General features: G+C 59.8%; 20 protein-coding genes. 12 read left to right on the top strand and 8 right to left on the bottom strand.

What is annotated here, in order from left to right; all coding sequences use genetic code 11:
* Window positions 1-26: 26 nt before the first annotated feature.
* The 4 genes from M2396_RS06155 to M2396_RS06140 all read right to left on the bottom strand — a co-directional run bounded on the left by M2396_RS06155 (window position 27) and on the right by M2396_RS06140 (window position 4468).
* Window positions 27-806 (bottom strand): transglutaminase family protein, encoded by a 780-nt coding sequence (locus tag M2396_RS06155; RefSeq protein WP_259073842.1) that lies wholly within the window; start codon window positions 804-806, stop codon window positions 27-29.
* Complete coding sequence (locus M2396_RS06150) at window positions 803-1753, bottom strand: alpha-E domain-containing protein (protein WP_101319263.1); 951 nt, start codon at window positions 1751-1753, stop codon at window positions 803-805. The genes M2396_RS06155 and M2396_RS06150 overlap by 4 nt, the downstream gene beginning before the upstream one ends.
* A gap of 3 nt (window positions 1754-1756) precedes the next feature.
* The gene (locus M2396_RS06145; protein WP_101319265.1) at window positions 1757-3166 is read right to left on the bottom strand and encodes a circularly permuted type 2 ATP-grasp protein; all 1410 of its coding nucleotides are present in this window, start codon (window positions 3164-3166) and stop codon (window positions 1757-1759) included.
* A gap of 255 nt (window positions 3167-3421) precedes the next feature.
* A complete protein-coding gene (locus M2396_RS06140; RefSeq protein ID WP_259074233.1) occupies window positions 3422-4468 on the bottom strand; it encodes a GGDEF domain-containing protein in 1047 nt (348 codons plus the stop codon).
* Window positions 4469-4699: 231 nt separating this feature from the next.
* Here M2396_RS06140 and treS point away from each other — a divergent pair, with 231 nt between their 5' ends.
* The 3 genes from treS (at window position 4700) to M2396_RS06125 (ending at window position 7656) form a co-directional block, all read left to right on the top strand.
* The gene (gene treS, locus M2396_RS06135) at window positions 4700-6763 is read left to right on the top strand and encodes a maltose alpha-D-glucosyltransferase (protein WP_259073839.1); all 2064 of its coding nucleotides are present in this window, start codon (window positions 4700-4702) and stop codon (window positions 6761-6763) included.
* A 138-nt stretch (window positions 6764-6901) separates the two neighbouring features.
* Window positions 6902-7129 (top strand): hypothetical protein, encoded by a 228-nt coding sequence (locus M2396_RS06130; protein WP_259073836.1) that lies wholly within the window; start codon window positions 6902-6904, stop codon window positions 7127-7129.
* A 182-nt stretch (window positions 7130-7311) separates the two neighbouring features.
* Window positions 7312-7656 carry a GNAT family N-acetyltransferase gene (locus M2396_RS06125; protein WP_409035078.1) on the top strand — a complete coding sequence of 115 codons (345 nt, stop codon included), beginning with the start codon at window positions 7312-7314 and terminating at the stop codon, window positions 7654-7656.
* Between the two features lie 25 nt (window positions 7657-7681).
* Here the strand turns inward: M2396_RS06125 and M2396_RS06120 are convergent, their stop codons facing one another.
* Together M2396_RS06120 and M2396_RS06115 are read right to left on the bottom strand one after the other, a co-directional pair.
* On the bottom strand, window positions 7682-8092 hold the full coding sequence (locus M2396_RS06120; protein WP_181087897.1) for a nuclear transport factor 2 family protein: 411 nt from the start codon (window positions 8090-8092) through the stop codon (window positions 7682-7684).
* Complete coding sequence (locus M2396_RS06115) at window positions 8055-9038, bottom strand: EamA/RhaT family transporter (protein ID WP_259073834.1); 984 nt, start codon at window positions 9036-9038, stop codon at window positions 8055-8057. The genes M2396_RS06120 and M2396_RS06115 overlap by 38 nt, the downstream gene beginning before the upstream one ends.
* A 92-nt stretch (window positions 9039-9130) precedes the next feature.
* Between M2396_RS06115 and M2396_RS06110 the strand changes: the two genes are divergently transcribed.
* The 3 genes from M2396_RS06110 to M2396_RS06100 all read left to right on the top strand — a co-directional run bounded on the left by M2396_RS06110 (window position 9131) and on the right by M2396_RS06100 (window position 10744).
* The gene (locus tag M2396_RS06110; protein ID WP_259073831.1) at window positions 9131-10036 is read left to right on the top strand and encodes a LysR substrate-binding domain-containing protein; all 906 of its coding nucleotides are present in this window, start codon (window positions 9131-9133) and stop codon (window positions 10034-10036) included.
* Between the two features lie 186 nt (window positions 10037-10222).
* Window positions 10223-10480, top strand: a complete 258-nt coding sequence (locus M2396_RS06105; protein ID WP_101319275.1) for a hypothetical protein — start codon at window positions 10223-10225, stop codon at window positions 10478-10480.
* 27 nt (window positions 10481-10507) lie between these two features.
* A complete protein-coding gene (locus M2396_RS06100; protein ID WP_150571603.1) occupies window positions 10508-10744 on the top strand; it encodes a hypothetical protein in 237 nt (78 codons plus the stop codon).
* Between the two features lie 24 nt (window positions 10745-10768).
* Here the strand turns inward: M2396_RS06100 and M2396_RS06095 are convergent, their stop codons facing one another.
* Window positions 10769-14497, bottom strand: a complete 3729-nt coding sequence (locus M2396_RS06095) for an autotransporter domain-containing protein (protein ID WP_259073826.1) — start codon at window positions 14495-14497, stop codon at window positions 10769-10771.
* A gap of 356 nt (window positions 14498-14853) precedes the next feature.
* Between M2396_RS06095 and M2396_RS06090 the strand changes: the two genes are divergently transcribed.
* The 4 genes from M2396_RS06090 (at window position 14854) to M2396_RS06075 (ending at window position 17640) form a co-directional block, all read left to right on the top strand.
* Window positions 14854-15162 carry a putative quinol monooxygenase gene (locus M2396_RS06090; protein WP_259074230.1) on the top strand — a complete coding sequence of 103 codons (309 nt, stop codon included), beginning with the start codon at window positions 14854-14856 and terminating at the stop codon, window positions 15160-15162.
* Between the two features lie 136 nt (window positions 15163-15298).
* Window positions 15299-15547 carry a CsbD family protein gene (locus tag M2396_RS06085; protein ID WP_101319281.1) on the top strand — a complete coding sequence of 83 codons (249 nt, stop codon included), beginning with the start codon at window positions 15299-15301 and terminating at the stop codon, window positions 15545-15547.
* A gap of 328 nt (window positions 15548-15875) precedes the next feature.
* Window positions 15876-16604, top strand: coding sequence for an AraC family transcriptional regulator (locus tag M2396_RS06080; RefSeq protein ID WP_259073823.1), 729 nt, complete (start codon window positions 15876-15878; stop codon window positions 16602-16604).
* 79 nt (window positions 16605-16683) lie between these two features.
* On the top strand, window positions 16684-17640 hold the full coding sequence (locus tag M2396_RS06075) for a DMT family transporter (RefSeq protein ID WP_259074228.1): 957 nt from the start codon (window positions 16684-16686) through the stop codon (window positions 17638-17640).
* Between the two features lie 142 nt (window positions 17641-17782).
* Here the strand turns inward: M2396_RS06075 and M2396_RS06070 are convergent, their stop codons facing one another.
* Window positions 17783-18601, bottom strand: coding sequence for an alpha/beta fold hydrolase (locus tag M2396_RS06070; RefSeq protein ID WP_259073818.1), 819 nt, complete (start codon window positions 18599-18601; stop codon window positions 17783-17785).
* A gap of 65 nt (window positions 18602-18666) precedes the next feature.
* On the opposite strand from M2396_RS06070, the gene M2396_RS06065 reads away from it, so the two are divergent.
* Together M2396_RS06065 and M2396_RS06060 are read left to right on the top strand one after the other, a co-directional pair.
* Window positions 18667-18981, top strand: coding sequence for a helix-turn-helix transcriptional regulator (locus tag M2396_RS06065; RefSeq protein ID WP_259073815.1), 315 nt, complete (start codon window positions 18667-18669; stop codon window positions 18979-18981).
* 276 nt (window positions 18982-19257) lie between these two features.
* Entirely contained in the window at window positions 19258-20616 is a 1359-nt protein-coding gene (locus tag M2396_RS06060) for a DUF4041 domain-containing protein (RefSeq protein ID WP_259073812.1), read from the top strand.
* The last annotated feature ends 122 nt before the right edge of the window (window positions 20617-20738 follow it).

The raw sequence follows: 20738 nt of genomic DNA, 5'->3' as shown, positions 1-20738 counted from the left end.
CTGGCGAACCTGACGGGGCTTTGTTGCTACTGGCGATGGACGTGAACGCTGGCCTGCATCGACTCGGTGCCGCCACCGCGGCGTACACCGCGGACCGGGCAGGCATCCAGGTAGTCGAGGCCGACTGCCAGTTTCAGGTGGCGCTCGGGGCGGGTGATGCGGTTGGTCACATCGAAGCTGTACCAGGCGTCATCGATCCAGGCTTCGGCCCAGGCGTGGCTGGCCAGGTGGGTTTCATCCTCGGTGCACAGATAGCCGGACACATAGCGCGCCGGAACGCCCAAACTGCGGGCGCAGGCGAGAAAGGCGTGGGTGTGGTCCTGGCATACACCGGCACCGCCGTTGAAGGCTTCGATGGCGGTAGTGACTACCGAGGTGGTTCCCGGGCTGTACGGCATCTGGTCGGCGAGGCCCTGCATCAATGCGGTCAGCGCTGCGCGGTCACGGTGCGCGCCGCAATGCTGAATGGCAAAGGCCTTGAGCGTGTCATCGGCCTTGGTCAGGTGGCTGGAACGCAGAAACGGCAGGGGCGACTGCTCGCCGGCTTCCTGCTCGCATTCGGAGTCGATTTCGACCTGGCCGCTGGCGGTCAGGGCCAGGTGCCCGTGGGGTTTGTCCAACGTCAGCACATGCAGGATGTTGCCGTAGGGATCGATCTGGCTGTTGACCTTGCGCGGCAGCTCCAGCTGCCAGTCGAGGATACGCTGGCGATCGCTGCTGCGCGGGGTCAGGCGCAGCAGCTGGATGCTGTTGCTGACATCGCTGGCGTAGCTGTAGGTGGTGTCGTGACGGATAGACAGTTTCATACGACCTCCAGGTAGGAATTGTGCACGCTCTGGCCCAGCTGGTGGATACGGCCGATGAAGTCGGTCAGCCACAGGTGCAGGCCGGCGTCGAGAATTTCGTCGATGCCGGTGTAGCGCAGGCGCGCATTGAGTTCGGCGGCCATGCGCTGGGCGGCGCGACCGGTGTTGCCCGGCAAGCCGGCGAGGATCTGGTCCAGCTCGTCGATACAGGAATGCAGCGAGCGCGGTACGTCGACCCGCAACAACAACAGCTCCGACACCGGCCGCGCGCTGGGCGCGTTACGGTAGATCTCGTTGAACGCCTCATAAGAGGTCAGGGCGCGCAGCAGGGCGCTCCACTGGTAATAGCCGCGGGCCGAGTCGTCGCTGACTTCTTCGGAGGTTTCGCCGAACATTTCATAGCGCGCATCGAGCAGGCGCAGGGTATTGTCGGCACGCTCGAGAAAGGTTCCCAGGCGGATGAAGCTGTAAGCATCGTTGCGCATGATGGTGCCGGAGGTGGCGCCGCGGAACAGATGCGAGCGCTCCTTGACCCAGTCGCAGAACTGGCTGATGCCATAGCGGCCGAGGCCGTTGCTGGCGATGTTGCGCATCTCGATCCAGGTGGCGTTGATGTTTTCCCACATGTCGGCGGTGATACGCCCGCGCACGGCGTGGGCATTGGTTCGCGCTGCCTGTAGGCAGCAATAGATGCTGCTGGGGTTTTCCGCATCGAGGGCGAAGAAGTGCAGCATGCGCTCGGAGTCGAGCTCGGTGTGCTTGCGCAGGTAGTCGTCAAGGGTGCCCGAGGCCAGCAGCGACATGGCCAGTTCAGCGTGGCCATCGGAGCGGCCGGCCTGGGGCATCAACGACAGCGAGTAGCTGACTTCAAGCATGCGCGCGAGGTTTTCGGCGCGCTCCAGGTAGCGCGACATCCAGTACAGATCGGAAGCGGTTCTTGAGAGCATCGGTCAGTCCTCCACCACCCAGGTATCCTTGGTACCGCCGCCCTGCGACGAGTTCACCACCAGCGAGCCTTCCTGCAACGCCACGCGGGTCAGGCCGCCAGGCACCAGGCGGGTCTCGCTGCCGGACAAAACGAACGGGCGCAGGTCGATATGGCGCGGGGCGATGCCTTGTTCGACAAAGGTCGGGCAGGTCGACAGGCACAGGGTCGGCTGGGCGATATAGGCATGCGGGCGGGCTTTGATGCGCGCGCGGAAGTCCTCGATCTGCGCTGCCGTTGCCGCCGGCCCGACCAACATGCCGTAACCGCCGGAGCCTTGGGTCTCCTTGACCACCAGTTCGGGCAAGTTGGCCAGCACGTGGGACAAGTCGGCAGGCTTGCGGCATTGCCAGGTGGGGACGTTCTTGAGGATGGGCTCTTCGCTGAGGTAGAAGCGGATCATGTCGCCTACATAGGGGTAGATCGACTTGTCGTCGGCCACGCCGGTGCCGACGGCATTGGCCAGCACCACATTGCCGGCGCGGTACACCGAGATCAGCCCGGGCACGCCAAGGGTCGAGTCCGGGTTGAAAGACAACGGGTCGAGGTAGTCGTCATCCAGGCGTCGGTAGATCACGTCGACCCGCTGCGGCCCGGCGGTGGTGCGCATATAAAGATGCTCGTCACGCACGAACAGGTCGGCGCCTTCGACCAGTTCGATGCCCATCTCGCGGGCGAGAAACGCATGCTCGAAATAGGCACTGTTGAAGCGCCCGGGGGTGAGCACTACGGCGGTCGGGTTGTCCAGCGGGCTGGCGCTCTTGAGCGTGTCCAGCAGCATGTTCGGGTAGTGATCGATCGGGGCGATGCGCTGCGCGGCGAACAGCTCGGGGAACAGGCGCATCATCATCTTGCGGTCTTCAAGCATGTAGCTGACGCCGCTTGGGGTGCGCAGGTTGTCTTCGAGCACGTAATAAGTGCCATCGCTGTCGCGCACCAGGTCGACCCCGGCAATGTGCGCGTACAGCCCACGGTGCAGGTTCAAACCCTGCATTGCGACCTGATAGCCCTCGTTGGCCAATACCTGTTCGGGCGGAATGATGCCGGCCTTGAGAATGCGTTGGTCGTGGTAGATGTCGTGCAGAAACAGGTTCAGCGCCTGCACCCGCTGAATGCAGCCGCGCTCGACAATGCGCCATTCACTGGCGCGGATGCTGCGCGGGATAATGTCGAAGGGGATCAGGCGCTCGGTGTCCTGCGCGTCACCATAGAGGGTAAAGGTGATGCCAGCGCGGTGGAACAGCAGGTCGGCCTCGCGTCGACGTTGTTCCAGCAATTCCAGCGGTGTATTGGCCAACCAGCGCGAAAAAGCCTGGTAGTGGGAGCGGCAACTTCCGTTTGCCTCATACATTTCATCGAAAAAAGCCCGGGACATACCCACTCCTTGCTACGCATCGTCAGCAGCGTTGTCGCATACCTGATCAGCGTTGCAATGAAGGTGCCGAAACGGGCAGGGCAGTGTGGCTAGGGCTCGAATTGATGCAGAAATTGCGATTGGGCGCTGTTTAGCATCAGAAAAACGACGCGCCAACGGCTTTTACGCTCAATCCCCATCAACGGCGGGAAGGCGCGGCGCATCAAACAGGTGCACGTTGCCAGGCTTTGCCGAAGTTGCCCCAAACGGGGGCGCTCAGGCGGTGGGGCGAGCGTGCTCGACCAGTTCAACCCGGTTGCGGCCGGCGGCCTTGGCGCGGTACATGGCCTTATCGGCGCAGACCAGCAATGCGTCCAGATCACTTTCGGCAGTTGTGGCATAGACCAGGCCGATGCTTGCCGTCACGCCGTGCTCGCTGCTGACGTTGAGTTGGGCGATCAATGCCCGCAGGCGCTCGGCAATCTCGACGGCCTCGGCCTGGGGCGTGTTGGGCAGCAACAGTGCGAACTCTTCACCGCCGAGCCTGCCTGCGATGTCATCGTCGCGCAGGCAGGCACTGATGACCGTGCCAATGCGTTGCAGGACCCGATCCCCCGCCGCATGGCCGAAGGTGTCATTGATCTGTTTGAAAAAGTCGACGTCCAGCATCAGCACAGCGACCAGCCCGCTCTGCTGCTCGCACAAGGCATGCTGGGCCGAGGCATGATCGAAGAACGCTCGGCGATTGTTCAAACCGGTCAGCCCGTCTGTGCAGGAGGCAATCATGGCCAGCCGGTGGGCATGTTCCATTTCATGCTTCAGGCGCCAAGCAGTCTCCAGTGCTGACGACAGACTGCGGGTGGCATTGACGACAAACGAGGCAAACACCAGCACCGCCAGGGCTATGCCTTGTTGCAAGGCAGAAGGCTGCAGTAACAACCAGATCGTGCAGGGCAGCAGCACCAGAGCAACGGACACCAGGGTCATATTGCGAAAGGACGAGTAACACGACACCGCGCTGACCGACATGCCTACTGCAAACAGAATGATCAGCGTCTGCCCGACCAGATCACCGACCGGCATCACCGCAAGCGCGCCAAGGCCCCAGGTGCCTGCCGACAATGCCAAGGTCAGCCAGTAGCGGCGCTCCCACTGTTGCGGCGAGCTCTGGTTGGGCGCGGCGCGGCGGTAGGTGATGAACATCTCGGTACGCAGCAGCGTGGTCGCGGTCAGCACGCTCATCCAGATGAGCACCGCTTTGTGATCAAAGCGCTCCCAGCCCATCCAGCACAGCATCGCTGCAGCCAGGTAGCTGCCCAGCACCGCCGGCGCCGATTGCACGAACAGCTGCTTGAGCCGATCGGTCCTGACGTGCTGGGTGATCTCGGGGCGAAGGTCGGGGGCGTTCATGGCGTGAGGCCGCAGCTCTGGATACGGGTGCGGCATTGTGTCATTGCGCCAGCGCCGCGCAAAGCGCTCCAGGCGAACGTTCATTGCTGCCATGCGTCATACCCTAAAGCCTGCGTACATTCACTTTTGCCTTGTGGGGAGCTTATGACAGATCAGGACGACTACATTAAATGGCTCGAAGCGCGTTCCATGCTCAAGATTTCCCAGGACCGGGCCAAGCTCTACGGCGGCCAGTCGCGGCTGTGGATGAACGCCTATGCCGAGTCGCAACCGCGCCGGGCAATTGAAATATCCTCGGTGTGGTTGACGGTGTACCCCGACGCGATCGTCTCGCCTGAAGGGTCTTCGGTGCTCCAGGCGCTGGGCCATGAAGCGCTGTGGAAGCAGTTGTCCGAGATTGGCATCCAAGGCATTCACACCGGTCCGATCAAGCAGGCCGGTGGGATCAGCGGTGATCAGTTCACGCCAAGCGTGGACGGTAACTTCGACCGCATCAGTTTTGACGTCGACCCGCTGTTCGGTACCGAAGAAGAATTGGTGCGCATGAGCAGGATCGCCGCCGCGCACAACGCAGTGACCATCGATGACCTGATCCCCGCACATACCGGCAAGGGCGCGGACTTCAGGCTGGCCGAGCGGGCCTATGGCTTGTATCCGGGCTTGTATCACATGGTCGAGATTCGTCAGGAAGACTGGCATCTGCTGCCAGACGTGCCCGCGGGCCGCGACGCCGTCAACCTGTCACCAGCGGTATGCGACGAGTTGAAGGCGCGGCATTACATTGTCGGCCAGTTGCAACGGGTGATCTTCTTCGAGCCGGGCGTCAAGGACACCGACTGGAGTGCAACACCCGCGATTACCGGCGTCGACGGCATCGAACGGCGCTGGGTCTATCTGCATTATTTCAAGGAAGGACAGCCGTCGCTGAACTGGCTCGACCCATCGTTTACCTCCCAGCAGATGATCCTCGGTGATGCGCTGTATGCCCTCGACTGCCATGGCGCACGCGGTATCCGCCTGGATGCCAACGGCTTCCTCGGCGTCGAAGCCCGCGCCGAAGGCCCGGCCTGGTCCGAGAGCCATCCGTTATCGATCACCGGCAACCAGATCCTCGGTGGGATGATCCGCAAGGCCGGCGGTTTCAGCTTCCAGGAACTGAACCTGACCCTGGATGACATCGCCCAGATGTCCAAGGGCGGTGCCGACCTATCCTACGACTTCGTTACTCGGCCGGCCTACCAGCACGCGTTGCTGACCGGCGATACCGAGTTCCTGCGCCTGATGCTGCAGCAGATGCATGCGTTCAAGATTGACCCTGCCTCGCTGATCCATGCCCTGCAGAACCATGACGAGTTAACCACCGAGCTGGTGCATTTCTGGACCCTGCATGCCCATGACATGTTCATGTACAAGGGCCAGACCATCCCCGGCAGCATCCTGCGCGAGCATATCCGTGAAGAGATGCATGAGCGCTTGTCTGGCGAGCATGCGCCGTACAACCTGCGTTTCGTCACCAACGGCATCTCCTGCACCACCGCGAGCCTGATCACTGCCACGCTGGGGATTCGTGACCTGGAGCTGATCACCGAGGACGATATCGCCCAGATCCAGAAGATCCACCTGTTGCTGGTGATGTACAACGCCATGCAACCCGGCGTGTTCGCGCTGTCGGGCTGGGACATGGTCGGCGCACTGCCACTGCCGGCCGAGGCTGTCGCCGAGCGCATGCTCGATGGCGACACGCGCTGGATTCACCGCGGTGGCTATGATCTGGCGGGCCTGGCACCTGACGAGCAAGCATCCGTGCGGGGTATCCCCAAGGCCCGCGACCTGTATGGCAGCCTGGACAGCCAGCTGCAACGCAGCGATTCGTTTGCCAGCATGGTGAAAAAGATCCTCGCTGTGCGTCAGGCCTATGGCATTGCCAGCAGCAAGCAAATTCTGGTGCCAGAAGTCAGCAGCCCCGGCTTGCTGGTCATGGTGCATGAACTGCCTGCCGGCAAGGGTATCCAGATCAGCGCGCTCAACTTCAGTGCTGAAGTCATCAGCGAGGAACTGACACTGGCCGGCTTTACCCCGGGGACCGTGGTCGACATGATCAATGAAACGGTCGAGGGCGACCTCAGCGAGGACGGGCGCTTGATGATCAACCTGGAACCTTACGAAGCGCTGTCGCTGCGGATCGTCAACAGCAGCGGGCATTTCTGAGACGTTAACTCGCGCTGTGAAACCAGACCAGCGACCGCGCCGGTCTGGTTTTGCCCAGAGTTGTTGGAAGCCAATCGAACCAAAAAGCTGTCTCGCTGGTCAGGATAAGGGTCTAGTCCACCACATAAGAGTCTGACCATGCATACCTTTACCTTGGAATACCTGTTCAACGGCGAGCGCCGCACTCACCAGCTCGAGCTCAAGCAGGATAACCTTGCCACCCATGAGGCTGCGCTGCACTTGATCATGTTGCACCATGGTGATGGTGAGAACAGCCTGGTCATGCCTGACGCCGATGCCACTCCTGCCGAAGTTCTCGAGCAGGCGGCTTTACTCGGCATAACTGAAGTCAACGTAGTGCTCTAATGCGCAACAGCTGGTAAAAGGACCTTCCGCTGGCGCTATGAAGTACCAGCGCTTGAAAGTAGCTGAAGGGAATCGTCATGTAGAAAACAATCAGGCTGGCCAACACCGCTGATATCGATGCAATTTTCCATATCCGCACAAGCGTTCGGGAAAACCACCTGTCGCGTGAGCAACTGACGGAGATGGGCATCACCGCCGAAGCCATTGAGCAGGCACTCGCTGAAACGCCGTGTATCTGGATCGCTGAGGTCGATGGTGTCCCGGCTGGCTTTTCAATGGCTGATAGCGGTGATGCTTGTGTGTTCGCGGCATTCGTACTGCCCCAGTTCGAGGGGCAGGGTCTGGGTCGCTGCCTTATGGAACGCGCAGAGTGCTTCCTTTTCCAGCAGCATGAGACGATATGGCTGGAAACCGCAGAGGCCAGTCGCGCCAGCGGTTTTTATCGCAAGCTCGGCTGGCGCTGCGTGGAGCAGTTGCCTGAAGGCGATATTCGCATGGAGAAGCGCCGGCAGCAGGCTGATGCATAGTTTGCCGGCACCCCTGACTTGATTCCTACGGCTCGACGATGTTGTCCAGCAGTGTCGTTCCGTAGGAGTTGTCGACGGCGCATAGCCATTGGTCCGCAATGAATCGAAATACGTAAGTTGCTTTGCGCGAAATCTCGATTTTGTCACCTGCCTTGTCAGTAGCCTGCAACAGGGTTTCCATGACGACGAGCGCGACATCAGCCCCCGGAATGACCTGCATCTCGCCTTGCGTGACAACAATGCTGTGATTGAAATGCTCCGCGATGGCGACAAATGCGCGGCGGATGCTGTCTTTGCCGGTGACCGTCAAACCCGGTTTGACCACCAGCGTTGCGTCATCGGCATAAAACTTCATTAACTCGTCGAAGTCTTCGGCGGTGATTGCGTGATCAGCGGCCTCAATTGTCGCTTTGAGCGTTCTGGTGAGTGCATCCATTGCTGTGCTCCTGCGTGAGAATGCTGTGCACCGCCAACCCGGCGCCTGTAATCACGGCGATAAGCCCTGACGTCTCTATGAACGTTGGCAGTCTGGCGTTGAAGAGTAAGCCGAGCAGGGCGGCAAACAAAGACTCCAGTGAGATCAGTTGACCTGAGAGCACCATCGGTAGCCGCCGTGTCGCAGCGTTCCAGGCCCAGGCGCCAATCACCGAAGACACAACAGCGAGGACCAAGCCCCAGGCATAAAAGCGTGCCGCAGTGGTGAAACCGAAACTCGCACTCGTCAGTTCAAGCAGGCCCAGCGAATGTAATAACGGCAGGACGCACAGTGTAGCTATGCCGGCGCCGGCCATCATCAAACCCGTCCAAGCGCGTGTGGCGGCAGGGGCGATCTTTCCCATAGCGCGTTGATTGAGCAGGCTGAAGGTCAACCACAGTGCTACTGCCGGGACGGAGAAGAAAACGCCCGCCAGCCAACTGGCGCTATCCGCGTGCGGCAGCGCCACGCTGCTGATATTGGAAAGGACGAGCCCAAGCACAATGAACAGCAGTGGTAATCCAAGGCGACGCCACTGCACTGTCTTTTCTTTGGCATTGCCGAGCAAGGCAAGCAAGACCGGCACGAGGCCCACAAACGCCGCCGCCAGTACCGGGCCGGCGAAAATTACGCCTGCGGCAATACAGCTGCCGTAGCCTAGATAACCTATTACGCCCAGGCCTGCAGCGAGCACCTGCTGAGAGAACCGCAACGACCGCATTTGGGCGCGGCACAGCATGACGCCCAGCACGCCCAGAGCACCTGCTATCAAATAGCGTATGACCATCAGGTCGTAGATGCTGTAGGGGCCAGTGACATAAGGCGCTATGAAGTTGAGGGCCCAGGCCAGGGTCGCCATGACGGCGAACAGTACTCCAGCGATAAGCGTTGAAGGTGAGGTTGTCATCAACTGAAATCCATCAAGGGTTCAGCCAATGTTGCGCGCGCGGCAAGTATGTTAAAAGCGACTTTTCAGGCTTGGATTCATAACAGCTGATTATGAATATGCTCAGGAACACATTACCTCCGCTGACCAGTTTGTTGCCGTTCGAGGCGGCCGCACGGTTGGAGAGCTTCTCCAAGGCCGCTGACGAGTTGCACATCACTCAGGCCGCCATCAGCCGGCAGATAAGGGCGCTGGAACACGACCTGGGTGTGAAGCTCTTTGTCCGCCGCAATCGAGCAGTGTTCTTGACGGATGCGGGGCGAGCGCTGGCAGAGGCGGTAAGCACAGCATTGCGAAGCATCAGTAATCAGGCCGTGTCACTACGGCAAACCCATGGCAACGACCGGGTGGTCTTCCTGTGCCAGCTATGCGAAGCCTTTTACTGGTTGATGCCCCGTCTTGCCAGGTTCCACGAGCAATACCCGCACCTTGAGGTTCAGGTGATCACCTCGACGCGACCTCTTGGCGAATTCACTGACCACTTCGATGTAGCCTTGCAAACTACCGGACGCGCGAGCGGGCCGCACGCAGTGTGCTTTACGGCAGCCGATGAAGTGTTCCCGGTGTGCAGCCCCAGTTACCTGGCGGCTGACACGTTGTTGAGCCTTGAAGAGCTCCGCCTGCATACGCTCTTGCACTATCGCTCTACACCACAGGACTTCATTGACTGGTCAGACTGGTTAAGCGCTTTTGGCAGGGCGATAGCGGAAGATACGCCTGGTAAGGTGTTTGATAGCTACCCGCTGATGCTGCAGGCAGCAGTAGCGGGGCACGGCGTGGCTCTTGGATGGCGACACAGTGCGGGAAAACTGATCGAGGAGGGCGCTTTAATTCAAGTGTGCGCTGAATCCATTCCTCTGCCCGATGCCCTTTCTGTCTACACAGCACAAGGCGCGGCTGATCGGGCTGAAGTGCAGGCGCTGCTCGCGTGGCTCCGGGAAGAGTTGCAAGAGCGGTAATACCCGCGGGCTGGCCCCGATTAGAGTCAATTCTTGCGAATCCTTGGCCTGTCCAATCATCCAGCATGGATGCAAAGCCAGTACCCCACCTGGCGTGTACATAGTAGCGTTGCGCATTCGACGAACTGCCACGGTCCGTTGTCTGTCTGCCCACGGATCGGGCCACTCACGAACTAGGATGTCAGCATGGAACGTGTTCAAGCGGTAAACCAAGCGGCGATTGATGAGGCGCTGATCGTCTTTGCTCGTTATAAGATGGGAGCGATCAGGATTTTCGACCTGGAGCGCGCCATGAGTTACGAAGTTGGCGAAGCGTTGGCCAAAACTGACCTGGTGAGGTTTTCGATTGCCAGAATGGCTTCCGGTCGTTATCGCATCAGTGATGAAGGGGAGAACGCCATTACCGAAGCCGGTCGCGCTCGCCTAGAGCGGCTGCGGGGGTAAGGAGACAAAGCGTCCTGGGAGCAGCCGATGAGCATACGCAGCCTCGTGAAAAACTTGCCGGCGGACCCTGCCAGACCAGGCTGGGTGCTGGGCTGGGGCGTGCTGCGCGACCGCCATCCGTGGCATCTGGTCGATGTATATGCCGACCAGACTACCGCCAGAATAGAAGCCGAACGCCGCGGCGACAGTTACGTCGTGGAGTTCGGCTCGCACCGCATCGGCTCAAGCGATTTCATCTGCGGCGTCAGCTTGCCCGAGGGCTGACGGGCAACCAGGCCGCGGGGGATGTTAAAAGCGATAGGCAGCACGCAGCGACAGCGCATCCGAGCGCGACTGCTGCCCCAGTGCCCGCGTGCCTTGATAGCCAATCCCGGTGCTCAGCCCCGATGCCCACAGCAGATCCATCCCGAGCGACGCAGCCAGGGTGTCGTCACCGAAGCCTTCGGTGGTGATCGTGTAGGTTGAATTGCCAACATCGGCATAGCCAAGGCGGGCGCTGGATTCGGAGTTGAAGGTGTGGCTGAACTCCAGGCGCGAGCGCAACGTCAGGTAGGCCCAACTCAGCGCAATCCCGTACTGCCCACGCAGGCCAGCCACGCCCGACACCAGTGAAAAACGCTGCTGGGCGTAATCGAGGTTGTTGGCATCCGCATTCGACTCCTGATAGCCGTGCAGCCAGGTCGTAGAGGTATCCAAGCGGCCATAGGGCGATACCAGCCAGTTCCGGCTTTTCAGCTCGTAGCCAGAGCTTAGCGAGGCGAACAGCTGATCGCCGTCACGGCTGCCTTTGGCGTAGCCGCCGGAGTCAGTCACGAAGCGCTCGCTGTCGAATTGCAGGCGGCTGTAGCCGAGCAGTGCATCGACAAATACCGCGCTCGGGTGATAGCTGGCATAGGCAGCCACGCTGTAGGACTTGCCGCGGTTAGTGCTGCCGGCAGAGCCGATATCACTCTTGTCGCTGCCATAGCCAATACCCACTCCGGCTGTCAGCGCACGGCTCAAGCGAAAGTCGATCCCGCTGCTGACGCCAATCAGGGTGCTGCTGACCTTGCTGCCGCCGCGCTCGGTATTGCCGAAATCAACATAGCCCCCTGTCCACACCGATACATTGCCGCTGGCAGGCGCAGTGGGGTCATGGTCGGCTGGATCTGCATGCATCAGTTGCGGCTGGTCGTCGGCCAGCATCTGTGTGGCTGCGAGCAGATCGAGATCGGTCTGCTCGCTGTCGGCCGCCTGGCCTGGCTTGTTCCGTGCGTGTGCCTGCGTGGGGTTGAAGCGCAGATTGAAGGCGTTGCGGTGCCCGTCCGGGCTATGCAGTTGCTCAAGACGGTCAGTGAAGTTGGTGACCTGCGCCCGGGCGAACTGCTGAGCACTTTGGGTCTGCGCATTGAGCACGCCGATCACTTCGGCGTCCTTGCCCGGGTCAGGCCGTGCATTGATCTGCAGGGTCAGTGTTGCAACCTGCGAGACACCCCAGGCGTTTGCCAGGGTGAAGCGCAAAGTGACGGTGCCACTGGCCCTGGCCGCTGCCGTGAATTCAAGGGCGGTCTGCTTCAGGCGCACGCTGCCCAACGCCTGCGACGGTGTGTCGAGCAGGGTTGCAGAGGTGAACGGGCCACCGCTCGCGCCCGCAGTCAGGTTCAGGGCGACACTCTGGCCGGCCGCAACCGACGCACTGACATCGGCTGCCTCGGGGGTGACGCCGTTGCTGAGCAGCGAGTAATTGGCCGTCATCTGGGTGCCGTTGGCATCGGTCACGCTGATCGAAAATGAGCCACTGCCGGTAGTAGTCGGCGTGCCGAACAGGCTGCCGGATACCGGGTCCAGCGTCAGCCCGGCCGGCAGCCCAGCCGCACTGAAGCGATAGGGGCTGACGCCGCCGCTGGCACTCACATTCTGCCGGTAGACGCTGCCCACGGTGGCAGCGGGCAACGTGCCGGCTGCCGGAGCCAGCACCAGGGTAGCAGGGCTGACCGTGATGGAAACGCTGGCAGCAGCCGATGTGCCACTGGCATTGCTGGCACTGTAGCTGAAGCTGTCACTGCCCGAGAATCCTGCTTGGGGCGTGTAGCGAATGCTGGTGCCACTGGCGACCGCCGTGCCATGCAACGGCAACGATGTGACGGTCACGGTGGTAGCAGCGCCGCCCGAGAGCCCCAAGGCAATGAGGTTGTTCGACGAGTTGGCGGCGACCACTGCGGATACCGCCGCGACCGTGGGCAAGGCGGTGCCAATGGCCAGCGTGTAGTTGGTACTGCCGGCATTGCCAACATTATCCGTGGCCGTGACTGCAACGCTATAGGCGCCGGCCAGGGTAGGTGTGCCGCTGATCACTCCGCTGCTGGTGTCGAGGGTCAAGCCGCTCGGCAAGCCGGTCGCGGCATAGTGATAAGGCGCAGTGCCGCCGGATGCCAGCAGCGAGGTGCTGTAACTGGACGCGACCGTGCCGCCGGGGAGCGGGCCGCTGGCCGGGCTGAGTGCAAGCGTCACCGCCGTGACGGTAATGGTTACAGTCGCCGGCGCAGAAGTGCCGGCCGCGTTGGTGACGGTATAACTGAAGCTGTCGACCCCGGCGAAGCCCGCTGCAGGCGTGTAGCGCAGGGCAAGGCCAGACGCCGTGGCGGTACCATGCATGGGCTGGCTGGCGATCGCCGCGCTGTCGGCAGGGCCGCCGGACAGGTTGAGGGTGAGCGCGTTGCCTGTGCTGTTAGCGGCAACGCTTGCCGATACGGCGCTCGCCACCGGCGCCTGCGCCACGATCGAGAGGGTGTAGTTGGTGGTGGCGGTCGCGCCATAGGCGTCGGTGACGATGACCGATGGCGTGTAGCTGCCGGCAGTGGTGGGCGTCCCGCTGAGCACGCCGGAGGAGGCATTCAGCGACAGCCCCGCTGGCAGTCCGCTGGTTGCGTAGCCATAGGGCGCTGTGCCCCCAGCACTGCTGAAGGTCTGGCTGTAACTGCTGCCGAGCTGGCCTGCGGGCAATGCACCGGCAGACGGAGTGATGATCAGTGTTGGTTGCGAGACGGTCACAGTGGCCGTCGCCGGCGCAGAGGTGCCTGAACTGTTAGTCGCGGTATAGGTGAAAGTGTCGCTGCCTGAATAGCCCGCGACAGGCGTGTAACTGATGCTGGTTCCGCTCGCCGTGGCTGTGCCATGGCTGGCTGCAGTAGCGACGGCGACCGAGCTGGCGGTGCCGGTAATGGCCAGGCTGATCGGGTTGTTTGTGCTGTTGGCACTCACGTTGGCCGTAACCGCACTGGCCTGCGGCGCGGCTTGGGCCCTGTCGACGGTGACGGTGTAAGACTTGGTAGTGACTCCATCCGCAGCCGTGATCAGCAGCGCGAAGACGTTCGAACCCACTGCGAGGCCGATGGGCGGGGAAGCGCTGCCTGAGTTTACCGGTGTGCCATTCAATGTGACCGTGCTGCTGTTGTCTGTGGTGGTCGGTGTGAGGGAGAGGGTGGCTGTAGCGTTGCCGACCGAAGCGCTGTAGCTGGTGGTGGCCGTGCTGAAAGCTGGCGTCAGGCTGCCTGTCGAGAGCGTTAGGCTGGATAGGGTGGCATCCGTGGATACTGCACTGAGGCTGGTGCAACTGAACACCAGGTTGCTGATCTGGCCATTGGAGGTCGTAGCCCGAATGGCTGCACCATTGGCCTCCAGGCTGCCTGCGGGGACGGTCATGGTGACCGTGTGCGGCGTATTGGTGGTGCTGTTCGCTGCGCTGTAGGTCTGAAAACCGGCAAGGCTGTAGCGAGCGAGACTAAGGCTGTCAGCAGCGGTGGGATTGCCCTGGTACGCCGCCCCGCTGTCACTGAATGTCAGCGTCAGCGCATCTCCCGGGAGAAAGTCCGAGGCGGGATATTTGTTCGTACCAAATGCCAGTGAAACTGAGCCGGACAAGCTGTTGATGGCCGTACAGCCATTTGATAGCGCGAACGCTGGAGCGGTGTTGAATACGGTCAATGCGGCCACGGCCGCCCCAGCGCGCAGCCACTGGCCCAACGATATACGGCGCATTCATCACCCGGTGCTTAGGCTTTTATCAAGCAGTTATTGGTAGCTGGCGAAACGGATAACGCCCGTGTCTTGCCGTGAATACTCACTACAGCCTCAGAGCTGGTAGATAGAGCAGGTCGCTGATAGGGGCCAGGATGGCGCTTGGACAGTCGCTCTGAGGGATATCGGCACGTGCGTGCCGAACTTGACGCCTTCCCGTTGAGGAACGCGATAACCCGGAAACCTTGCGGCTTCATTTTCACCGTTAAAGCGAAAGTGTTGCCGGAATGCGAGGGTTTTTCTGCAGAGCTTGCCAGTTGAATATCATCGCCACGGACCACGGTGGTCCTCAAACTCATTGTTCTGGAGAACTTATGATGGATGCGTCCGCCAAAGCGTTGGTATCAATTGCCGTACTCAAGGCCAAGCCTGGTCAACGAAAAGCCTTGAAGGATGCACTGCTGGCGTTGGTCGAACCGACCCGTGCGGAGCCGGGCAACCTGGACTACGTATTGTTCGAGCTGCGTGATGAGCGTGGCACGTTCTACATGCGCGAGGCCTTCGCAGATCAGGCCGCGCTCGATGCGCATTTCGCCATGCCGTATTTCCAGCACTTTGCTGGCATCGCTGATGAGCTGCTGGCTGAGCCATTGCAGCTGATCTTCCTTGAGCAGGTGTCGACGTAGCTAGTCGTTTGGCGATATGACCGGTGCGCATCGACGTTGAACTATTCATGACGCCTGTCACCCTAACCTTGTGCAGCTATCTACCGGCTCAGGCAGACCCTGAGCCTCCCCACTGACACACGAAGGTTTGACGAACATGAAGAGTGAACAGGTTGAAGGCGTAGTAGAACAAGTTGCCGGTAAAGCCCAGAGCGCTGTCGGGAAACTGTTTGGTGATTCCAGCCTCGAGGCAGAAGGTGCGGGCCGCCAGGCATGCGGTCAAGTGACCCAGGCCTACGGCGATGCAATGAACAGCGTGTCCACCTTCGTCAAAGAAAAGCCAGTGACTGCGATGGCTATTGGCGCGATTGCCCTGTTGGTGCTGGATCGCGTTCTGCGCCGCTGAGTCCAGGCAGGAGCCTCTAGTAATTGTCCCGGTTAGCCGTTGAAGGCGAGAGGCATTGCTTGAGCTTCTGCGAGCTCCAGCATTAAACACAAACTGTACTACTGTTGGGCCTCCGTCTGATTAGCTGGAGGCTCAATTGTTTCCGCATCTCCCTGGACTATCCGTTAGCACACCGCGAGGAATCTTCTGTCCTCCTGGAAAGCAGGCCATGAGCAAAAGGGATATGATCCGGTGAGTTCCAAGGCCGCTCGCGCTGACAGTGTTAACGGCTGTGGAGTAGGGCAGTAACACACACGTCGGATAACCTGCCGGAGCGGAAGGTGCAGTAATGTTTTTAAGCCTCGAAGTGCGCAGCTATGAGCGGGACACCCCTCACCATCACCACGATCACGCTCAATTGGTCCTGCCGATTCGCGGCCGAATGGACATAGACGTAAACGGTCGCGGCGGCTGCATCGATCAGTCATTGGCGGCACTTGTGGAACCTGGCTCAGAGCACTCGCAACACTGCGACATCGATAGCCGCTTTCTGGTCCTGGACTGCGCGCCTTCCACGCTGGAAACGCTCCACATCGAGCGCCTGGCTCGAAACATCTATGTGCCAATCCCCCCCGCAACGCGTCGGCTCATCGAGTTCGCCGAGTTGATAGGTCATGCGCAACTCTCCATCGCGACGTGCCAGCTGGGGCCCTTGCTGTTGTCCTCCCTGAGCCCGGACGCTACCTGTTTTACCGACCCTATGGAGCGGTTAATTGGTCGTCTTCGGAGCAACCCTGGAGCCCATTGGAACAATGAAGCCATGGCTCGGTTTGCCAACATGAGCGTGAGCCAGCTGCATCAGCGATTCCGGCAAGTGTTCGACATGAGTCCGCAGGCCTGGCTGACCGAGTTGCGTGTGCAGGAAGCGCAGCGATGGTTACGTGGAACTGCCTTGCCCATTGCTGACATAGCCTTGCGTGCGGGCTTCAGCGACCAGGCATCGCTGACACGCACCATGCAGCGCCTGAAAGCCACGACCCCGGCGGCCTACCGTCGTGCGCAGCAACAGCCTGGGTAAAGCATTCCGTAGTTACCGACAATACGCACCGAAACAGCTGCTCCAGACTTCGCTCATCAGGTTTTGGAGCGCGGGTGAAATGGGTGCAGATCGATTATTGCTGAAAGGTATCTTCTACGGGGTGTGTGCGGGTGTGTGCTGGGGGGTGATCTTCCTCGGCCCGCAACTGACCCCCGAACTGAGCGGCCTGCAATTCGCCGTGCTGAGGTTTCTTTGCTATGGCGTGATTTCCGGGGCGCTGCTCGCACCTCGCTGGAAGCGCGTGTGCGCCAAGCTCAGCAAGGCCGACTGGAAGTCGCTGTTCTGGCTCAGCCTGATAGGAAATCTCATCTACTACACGCTGGTGGGCACCGGCGTGCAGTTGGTTGGCATAGCTACAACATCGCTGATTGTCGGGCTGATTCCGGTGCTCATCACACTGGCAGGTCGGCATGACGAAAATGCCGTTCCGCTGCGCAAGCTCGTTCCTTCGCTGTGCTGTGCAGTGGGCGGGGTAACGCTCATCAGTTGGCATGCAATTACCAACGGCGACCGGACCGATATCCTCACCAACATCGCAGGGATTCTGTGCGCGGCGGGCGCGTTAGTGACCTGGAGCTGGTTCGCGGTGAGTAACGCTCGGCGTCTGGTTCAGGTCGCCAGCGTTTCCTCCAATGACTGGGCACTGCTGACAGGAGTCATGACGGGCGCTCAATCATTGCTCTTGGCGCTACCTGTGCTGGGGTGGCAGGCCGGAACGTACGGCAACACTGAATGGCTTGATTTTCTTCTGGTAGCTGGCGGGGTAGCTTTTCTGTCTTCCGTGGTGGGCGGCGCGTGCTGGAACCAGGCGAGCCGGCTCCTGCCCTTGGCACTGAGTGGGCAAGTGCTCGTGATAGAGACATTGGCGGCGCTGCTTATTGGCTTTCTATGGGCGCATCGGCTTCCTGATCCATACGAAATTGCAGCAATTGCGCTGCTGGTTACAGGTGTTGTCTGGTGCCTTAATTGTCACCGTACTCAGCATCGCCGGGATAGCCGTGTCATGCCGCTTTAGGAAGCGCACCGGGTGAGCAGTGGCAGCTACTGCCACATGACTGACCATGCTCAGTGTCGCAGTGACTCGCTGTAAAGGACTATTAATGCTTATCGTGTTCAGCGGTCTTCCAGGCATGCCGGCATCCAGTGGGAACGACTATTCAGCCTGCGCCGATTAGTTTCAACAGCGCCGCCACAATGGCCTCGGGCCGGTCTTCTTGCATGAGATGACCGCAATTCTCGACTCGAATACAGGGCTGCTGGGCAATCAGCTCGGCAAGACGCTCGCCCTGCGCATACGGAATCCAGGCGTCTTCAGCGCCCCACAAAACCGACACCGGGCAATCAAGTTTTGTGTACAGCGGCTGGATCTCGTCAGTGAACGCTTGATCCATCTGCGCGATCTGCCGATAGAACGCTGGCTGACCAACTTCACCCACCCAAGGGGCACTGTAGATGCGCAGGGCTTCTTCACTCAACGGGGTCGCTGCTGAGGTTTGCAGGTAAGCAGCCAGCAGCGCGCGGTGCATGTAATCGGGCATTCCAGCAAATGCTGCCTCGTGTTGGCGGACATGCTGGACGAACGGCGAGCCCCACGGAGTCAAAGCGACTGCGTCGAACAGGGTAAGAGACGCGTAACGCAGGCCGTTCAGGTAGTACGCTCGCAGCGCAGTAGCACCGCCGAAGTCATGTGCGAGCACGTCTGGCCGGTTCAAGCCCCATTCTTTAAAGAGGGCAGTGAGCACATTGTTCTGGACGGCCAGCGAAACGTCCTGACCCGCCCTCATCTCAGACTGGCCGTACCCGACCAGGTCGAAGTAGTACAGGGTGCGATGGTCAGCTAGCAGGGGAACGATGCGCCTCCAGACCTGGGAGGAAAAAGGCGTTCCGTGGATGGCTACCAAGGGGGCGCCTGATCCCATCTTTCCCCATCTGACAGCGTTGCCTTCGATGATTGACGTGTAGGGTAGATCCAGCATGGCTCACCTCATATTGTCATTTAGCTAAATGACTATATGATGCCGGCATGGACAGATCAATACAGATGAAAGCGATGAGCAGCGAGGTTCGGGTAACGATACTTCGATTGCTTGCGAAGCCTCATGAACACTTTGCAGATCAGTGGTCGGCAGATCCTGCTGAACTCGGCGTTTGCATGACGCTTATTGCCAAGGCGCTGGGTGTCGCTCAGCCGACTGCAAGCCGGCATTTGGAGATTCTTGTGCAGGCCGGGTTTGTAACGGTGGCGAAGAGGCACAAGTGGTCTTACTGCAAGCGTGATGAGGTGATGATTGCCGGGTATCTTGAGTGGCTGACGCGGGAATTGGCGGTAGGGAAGGGCTCACAGCACGCGGTGTGAGCAAACTCGGTGTACGTGGAGTCTTCCCACGTGGGTCGTGCGCCCAGAGAGTAGCAGGTTGGAATGAGCAGCATAGCGCGCCTGTAAACCTCTAAAACCTAGCTGTCCTCGTGATGGCTTTATGACTTCACTCCGGTTACGCTCATTCTCAGCAGGGAAGGGGCGCATTGACCTAATGCAATTTGGGCTTTGCGCGGCTAAACGTTGTAGAGCGTTCAAATACCTACCTCGTGCTTCTCCGGTCTATGCATTCGACTCAAATCGAGGAAGGAACCCATGTCGTTTAGTGACTATCTGAAAGGGCCGGCTCACCGGCAGCGTGCAGAAGCTCTTGAGGCCCAGCTTGCGGAACTTCAGGTGCAGCATTCTCAGCTGCAAGAGCTCGTCACGACAATCGGCGCCATGGATGTAGTGAATATTCAGAAGCTGATTGAGAAAGAGCAAGCAAGGCTAGCCGATGTACGCGAGCAAACCCAACGCTCAGAGAGAGAGTTGGATGCACTCGCACAGCGCTCCACTGACCTGCAGGGGCAGATACTCGTCTGGGAAGAGACGGTGCTCCTGGAAAGCTTCGCCCTCTATGAGCCTAAGTTCAAGCTGACGACCAGCCAGGAGTACAAGTCTCGGCTGGATCACGTTCGCGATCGTCAGAAAGTCCTGATCAAGAATCGCCAGGCAGCCACCAGCAATTCGAACTGGACGGTGAACAACAGCCAGGCCCAAGGTCGCAAGCTTGTGAACGACATGATCAAGCTGGTGATCCGGTCGTTCAACAACGAAGCAGATGCCTGCGTTGCCAACGTGAAATTCGACAACGTTGAGCTCGGTGAGAAGCGAATCCTCAAATCGTATGAGGCATGCAATCGACTAGGCAAAATAATGAGTGTCGGGATATCTGGTATCTACCTCGACCTTAAGCTCGATGAGCTGCACCTTGCTCATGAATTCCAGATCAAGAAGCAAGAGGAAAAGGAGGAGGCCAAACGCACCCGAGAAGAGCTTCGAGAGCAGCAGAAGCTTGAGCAAGAAATTCGCGCTGCGCGTGAGAAAATCGCCAAGGAGCGGAAACACTTCACGACCGCTATGCGTGATCTCCAGGCTCGCCTGGAACAAGTGCAATCTGATGAGGAGCGTTCAGCGCTGCTGGTGAAGCTGGCAGAGGTTGAGGCAGGTCGAGCCGAGCTCGATAGCGAAGAAAAGCTCATCGATTATCGCGAGCAGAATGCTAAGGCAGGGTATGTGTATGTGATCTCTAACCTGGGCGCGTTCGGAGAAGGCATTTACAAGATCGGCATGACTCGCCGCCTTGAACCTATGGATCGAGTTGATGAGCTCGGCGACGCCTCGGTACCGTTCTGGTTTGACGTGCATGCGATGGTTTTCTCGAACAACGCTCCTGCACTAGAAGCGAAACTCCACGAGCATTTTGCACCTGGTCGGCTCAACAAGGTCAACGGGCGAAAAGAGTTCTTCAGAGCCGAGATTGCTGAGATCGAGAAGGTCATTCGAGAAAACTATGATGCTGTTGTCGAGGTCACTCATGAGGCGTCGGCAGAGCAGTATCGTGAAAGCCTTCGCATGGCTTTGCCCAAGCCTGAGATCCAGCAATTAGAGCGCATGGCTGCGCAAAGCTAATTCGTGACCAAAGGCTGTGAAGTCTAGAAGCACAGGGGCGATATACCGTGTTGATCGACTGCAGCACGCCTATGTACAGAGAAGGTCTAGCCTTCCAGCTTTGGAGAAAGCGAGAGGTGAGG

Source organism: Pseudomonas sp. BIGb0278 (genome assembly GCF_024809895.1).
In the GTDB taxonomy this organism is placed as follows: domain Bacteria; phylum Pseudomonadota; class Gammaproteobacteria; order Pseudomonadales; family Pseudomonadaceae; genus Aquipseudomonas; species Aquipseudomonas shirazensis.
This window is presented reverse-complemented; position numbering and strand designations above follow the sequence as displayed.

Bases quoted from the DNA above. Each gene is read 5' to 3' on its own strand.
- M2396_RS06125 (WP_409035078.1), top strand. From the start codon at position 7,312: ATGGGCATCACCGCCGAAGCCATTGAGCAGGCACTCGCTGAAACGCCG.
- treS (WP_259073839.1), top strand. From the start codon at position 4,700: ATGACAGATCAGGACGACTACATTAAATGGCTCGAAGCGCGTTCCATG.
- M2396_RS06070 (WP_259073818.1), bottom strand. From the start codon at position 18,601: ATGCTGGATCTACCCTACACGTCAATCATCGAAGGCAACGCTGTCAGA.
- M2396_RS06100 (WP_150571603.1), top strand. From the start codon at position 10,508: ATGAGCATACGCAGCCTCGTGAAAAACTTGCCGGCGGACCCTGCCAGA.
- M2396_RS06145 (WP_101319265.1), bottom strand. From the start codon at position 3,166: ATGTCCCGGGCTTTTTTCGATGAAATGTATGAGGCAAACGGAAGTTGC.
- M2396_RS06155 (WP_259073842.1), bottom strand. From the start codon at position 806: ATGAAACTGTCTATCCGTCACGACACCACCTACAGCTACGCCAGCGAT.
- M2396_RS06060 (WP_259073812.1), top strand. From the start codon at position 19,258: ATGTCGTTTAGTGACTATCTGAAAGGGCCGGCTCACCGGCAGCGTGCA.
- M2396_RS06090 (WP_259074230.1), top strand. From the start codon at position 14,854: ATGGATGCGTCCGCCAAAGCGTTGGTATCAATTGCCGTACTCAAGGCC.
- M2396_RS06130 (WP_259073836.1), top strand. From the start codon at position 6,902: ATGCATACCTTTACCTTGGAATACCTGTTCAACGGCGAGCGCCGCACT.
- M2396_RS06095 (WP_259073826.1), bottom strand. From the start codon at position 14,497: ATGCGCCGTATATCGTTGGGCCAGTGGCTGCGCGCTGGGGCGGCCGTG.
- M2396_RS06150 (WP_101319263.1), bottom strand. From the start codon at position 1,753: ATGCTCTCAAGAACCGCTTCCGATCTGTACTGGATGTCGCGCTACCTG.
- M2396_RS06105 (WP_101319275.1), top strand. From the start codon at position 10,223: ATGGAACGTGTTCAAGCGGTAAACCAAGCGGCGATTGATGAGGCGCTG.
- M2396_RS06120 (WP_181087897.1), bottom strand. From the start codon at position 8,092: ATGGATGCACTCACCAGAACGCTCAAAGCGACAATTGAGGCCGCTGAT.
- M2396_RS06085 (WP_101319281.1), top strand. From the start codon at position 15,299: ATGAAGAGTGAACAGGTTGAAGGCGTAGTAGAACAAGTTGCCGGTAAA.
- M2396_RS06065 (WP_259073815.1), top strand. From the start codon at position 18,667: ATGAAAGCGATGAGCAGCGAGGTTCGGGTAACGATACTTCGATTGCTT.
- M2396_RS06110 (WP_259073831.1), top strand. From the start codon at position 9,131: ATGAATATGCTCAGGAACACATTACCTCCGCTGACCAGTTTGTTGCCG.
- M2396_RS06080 (WP_259073823.1), top strand. From the start codon at position 15,876: ATGTTTTTAAGCCTCGAAGTGCGCAGCTATGAGCGGGACACCCCTCAC.
- M2396_RS06115 (WP_259073834.1), bottom strand. From the start codon at position 9,038: ATGACAACCTCACCTTCAACGCTTATCGCTGGAGTACTGTTCGCCGTC.
- M2396_RS06075 (WP_259074228.1), top strand. From the start codon at position 16,684: ATGGGTGCAGATCGATTATTGCTGAAAGGTATCTTCTACGGGGTGTGT.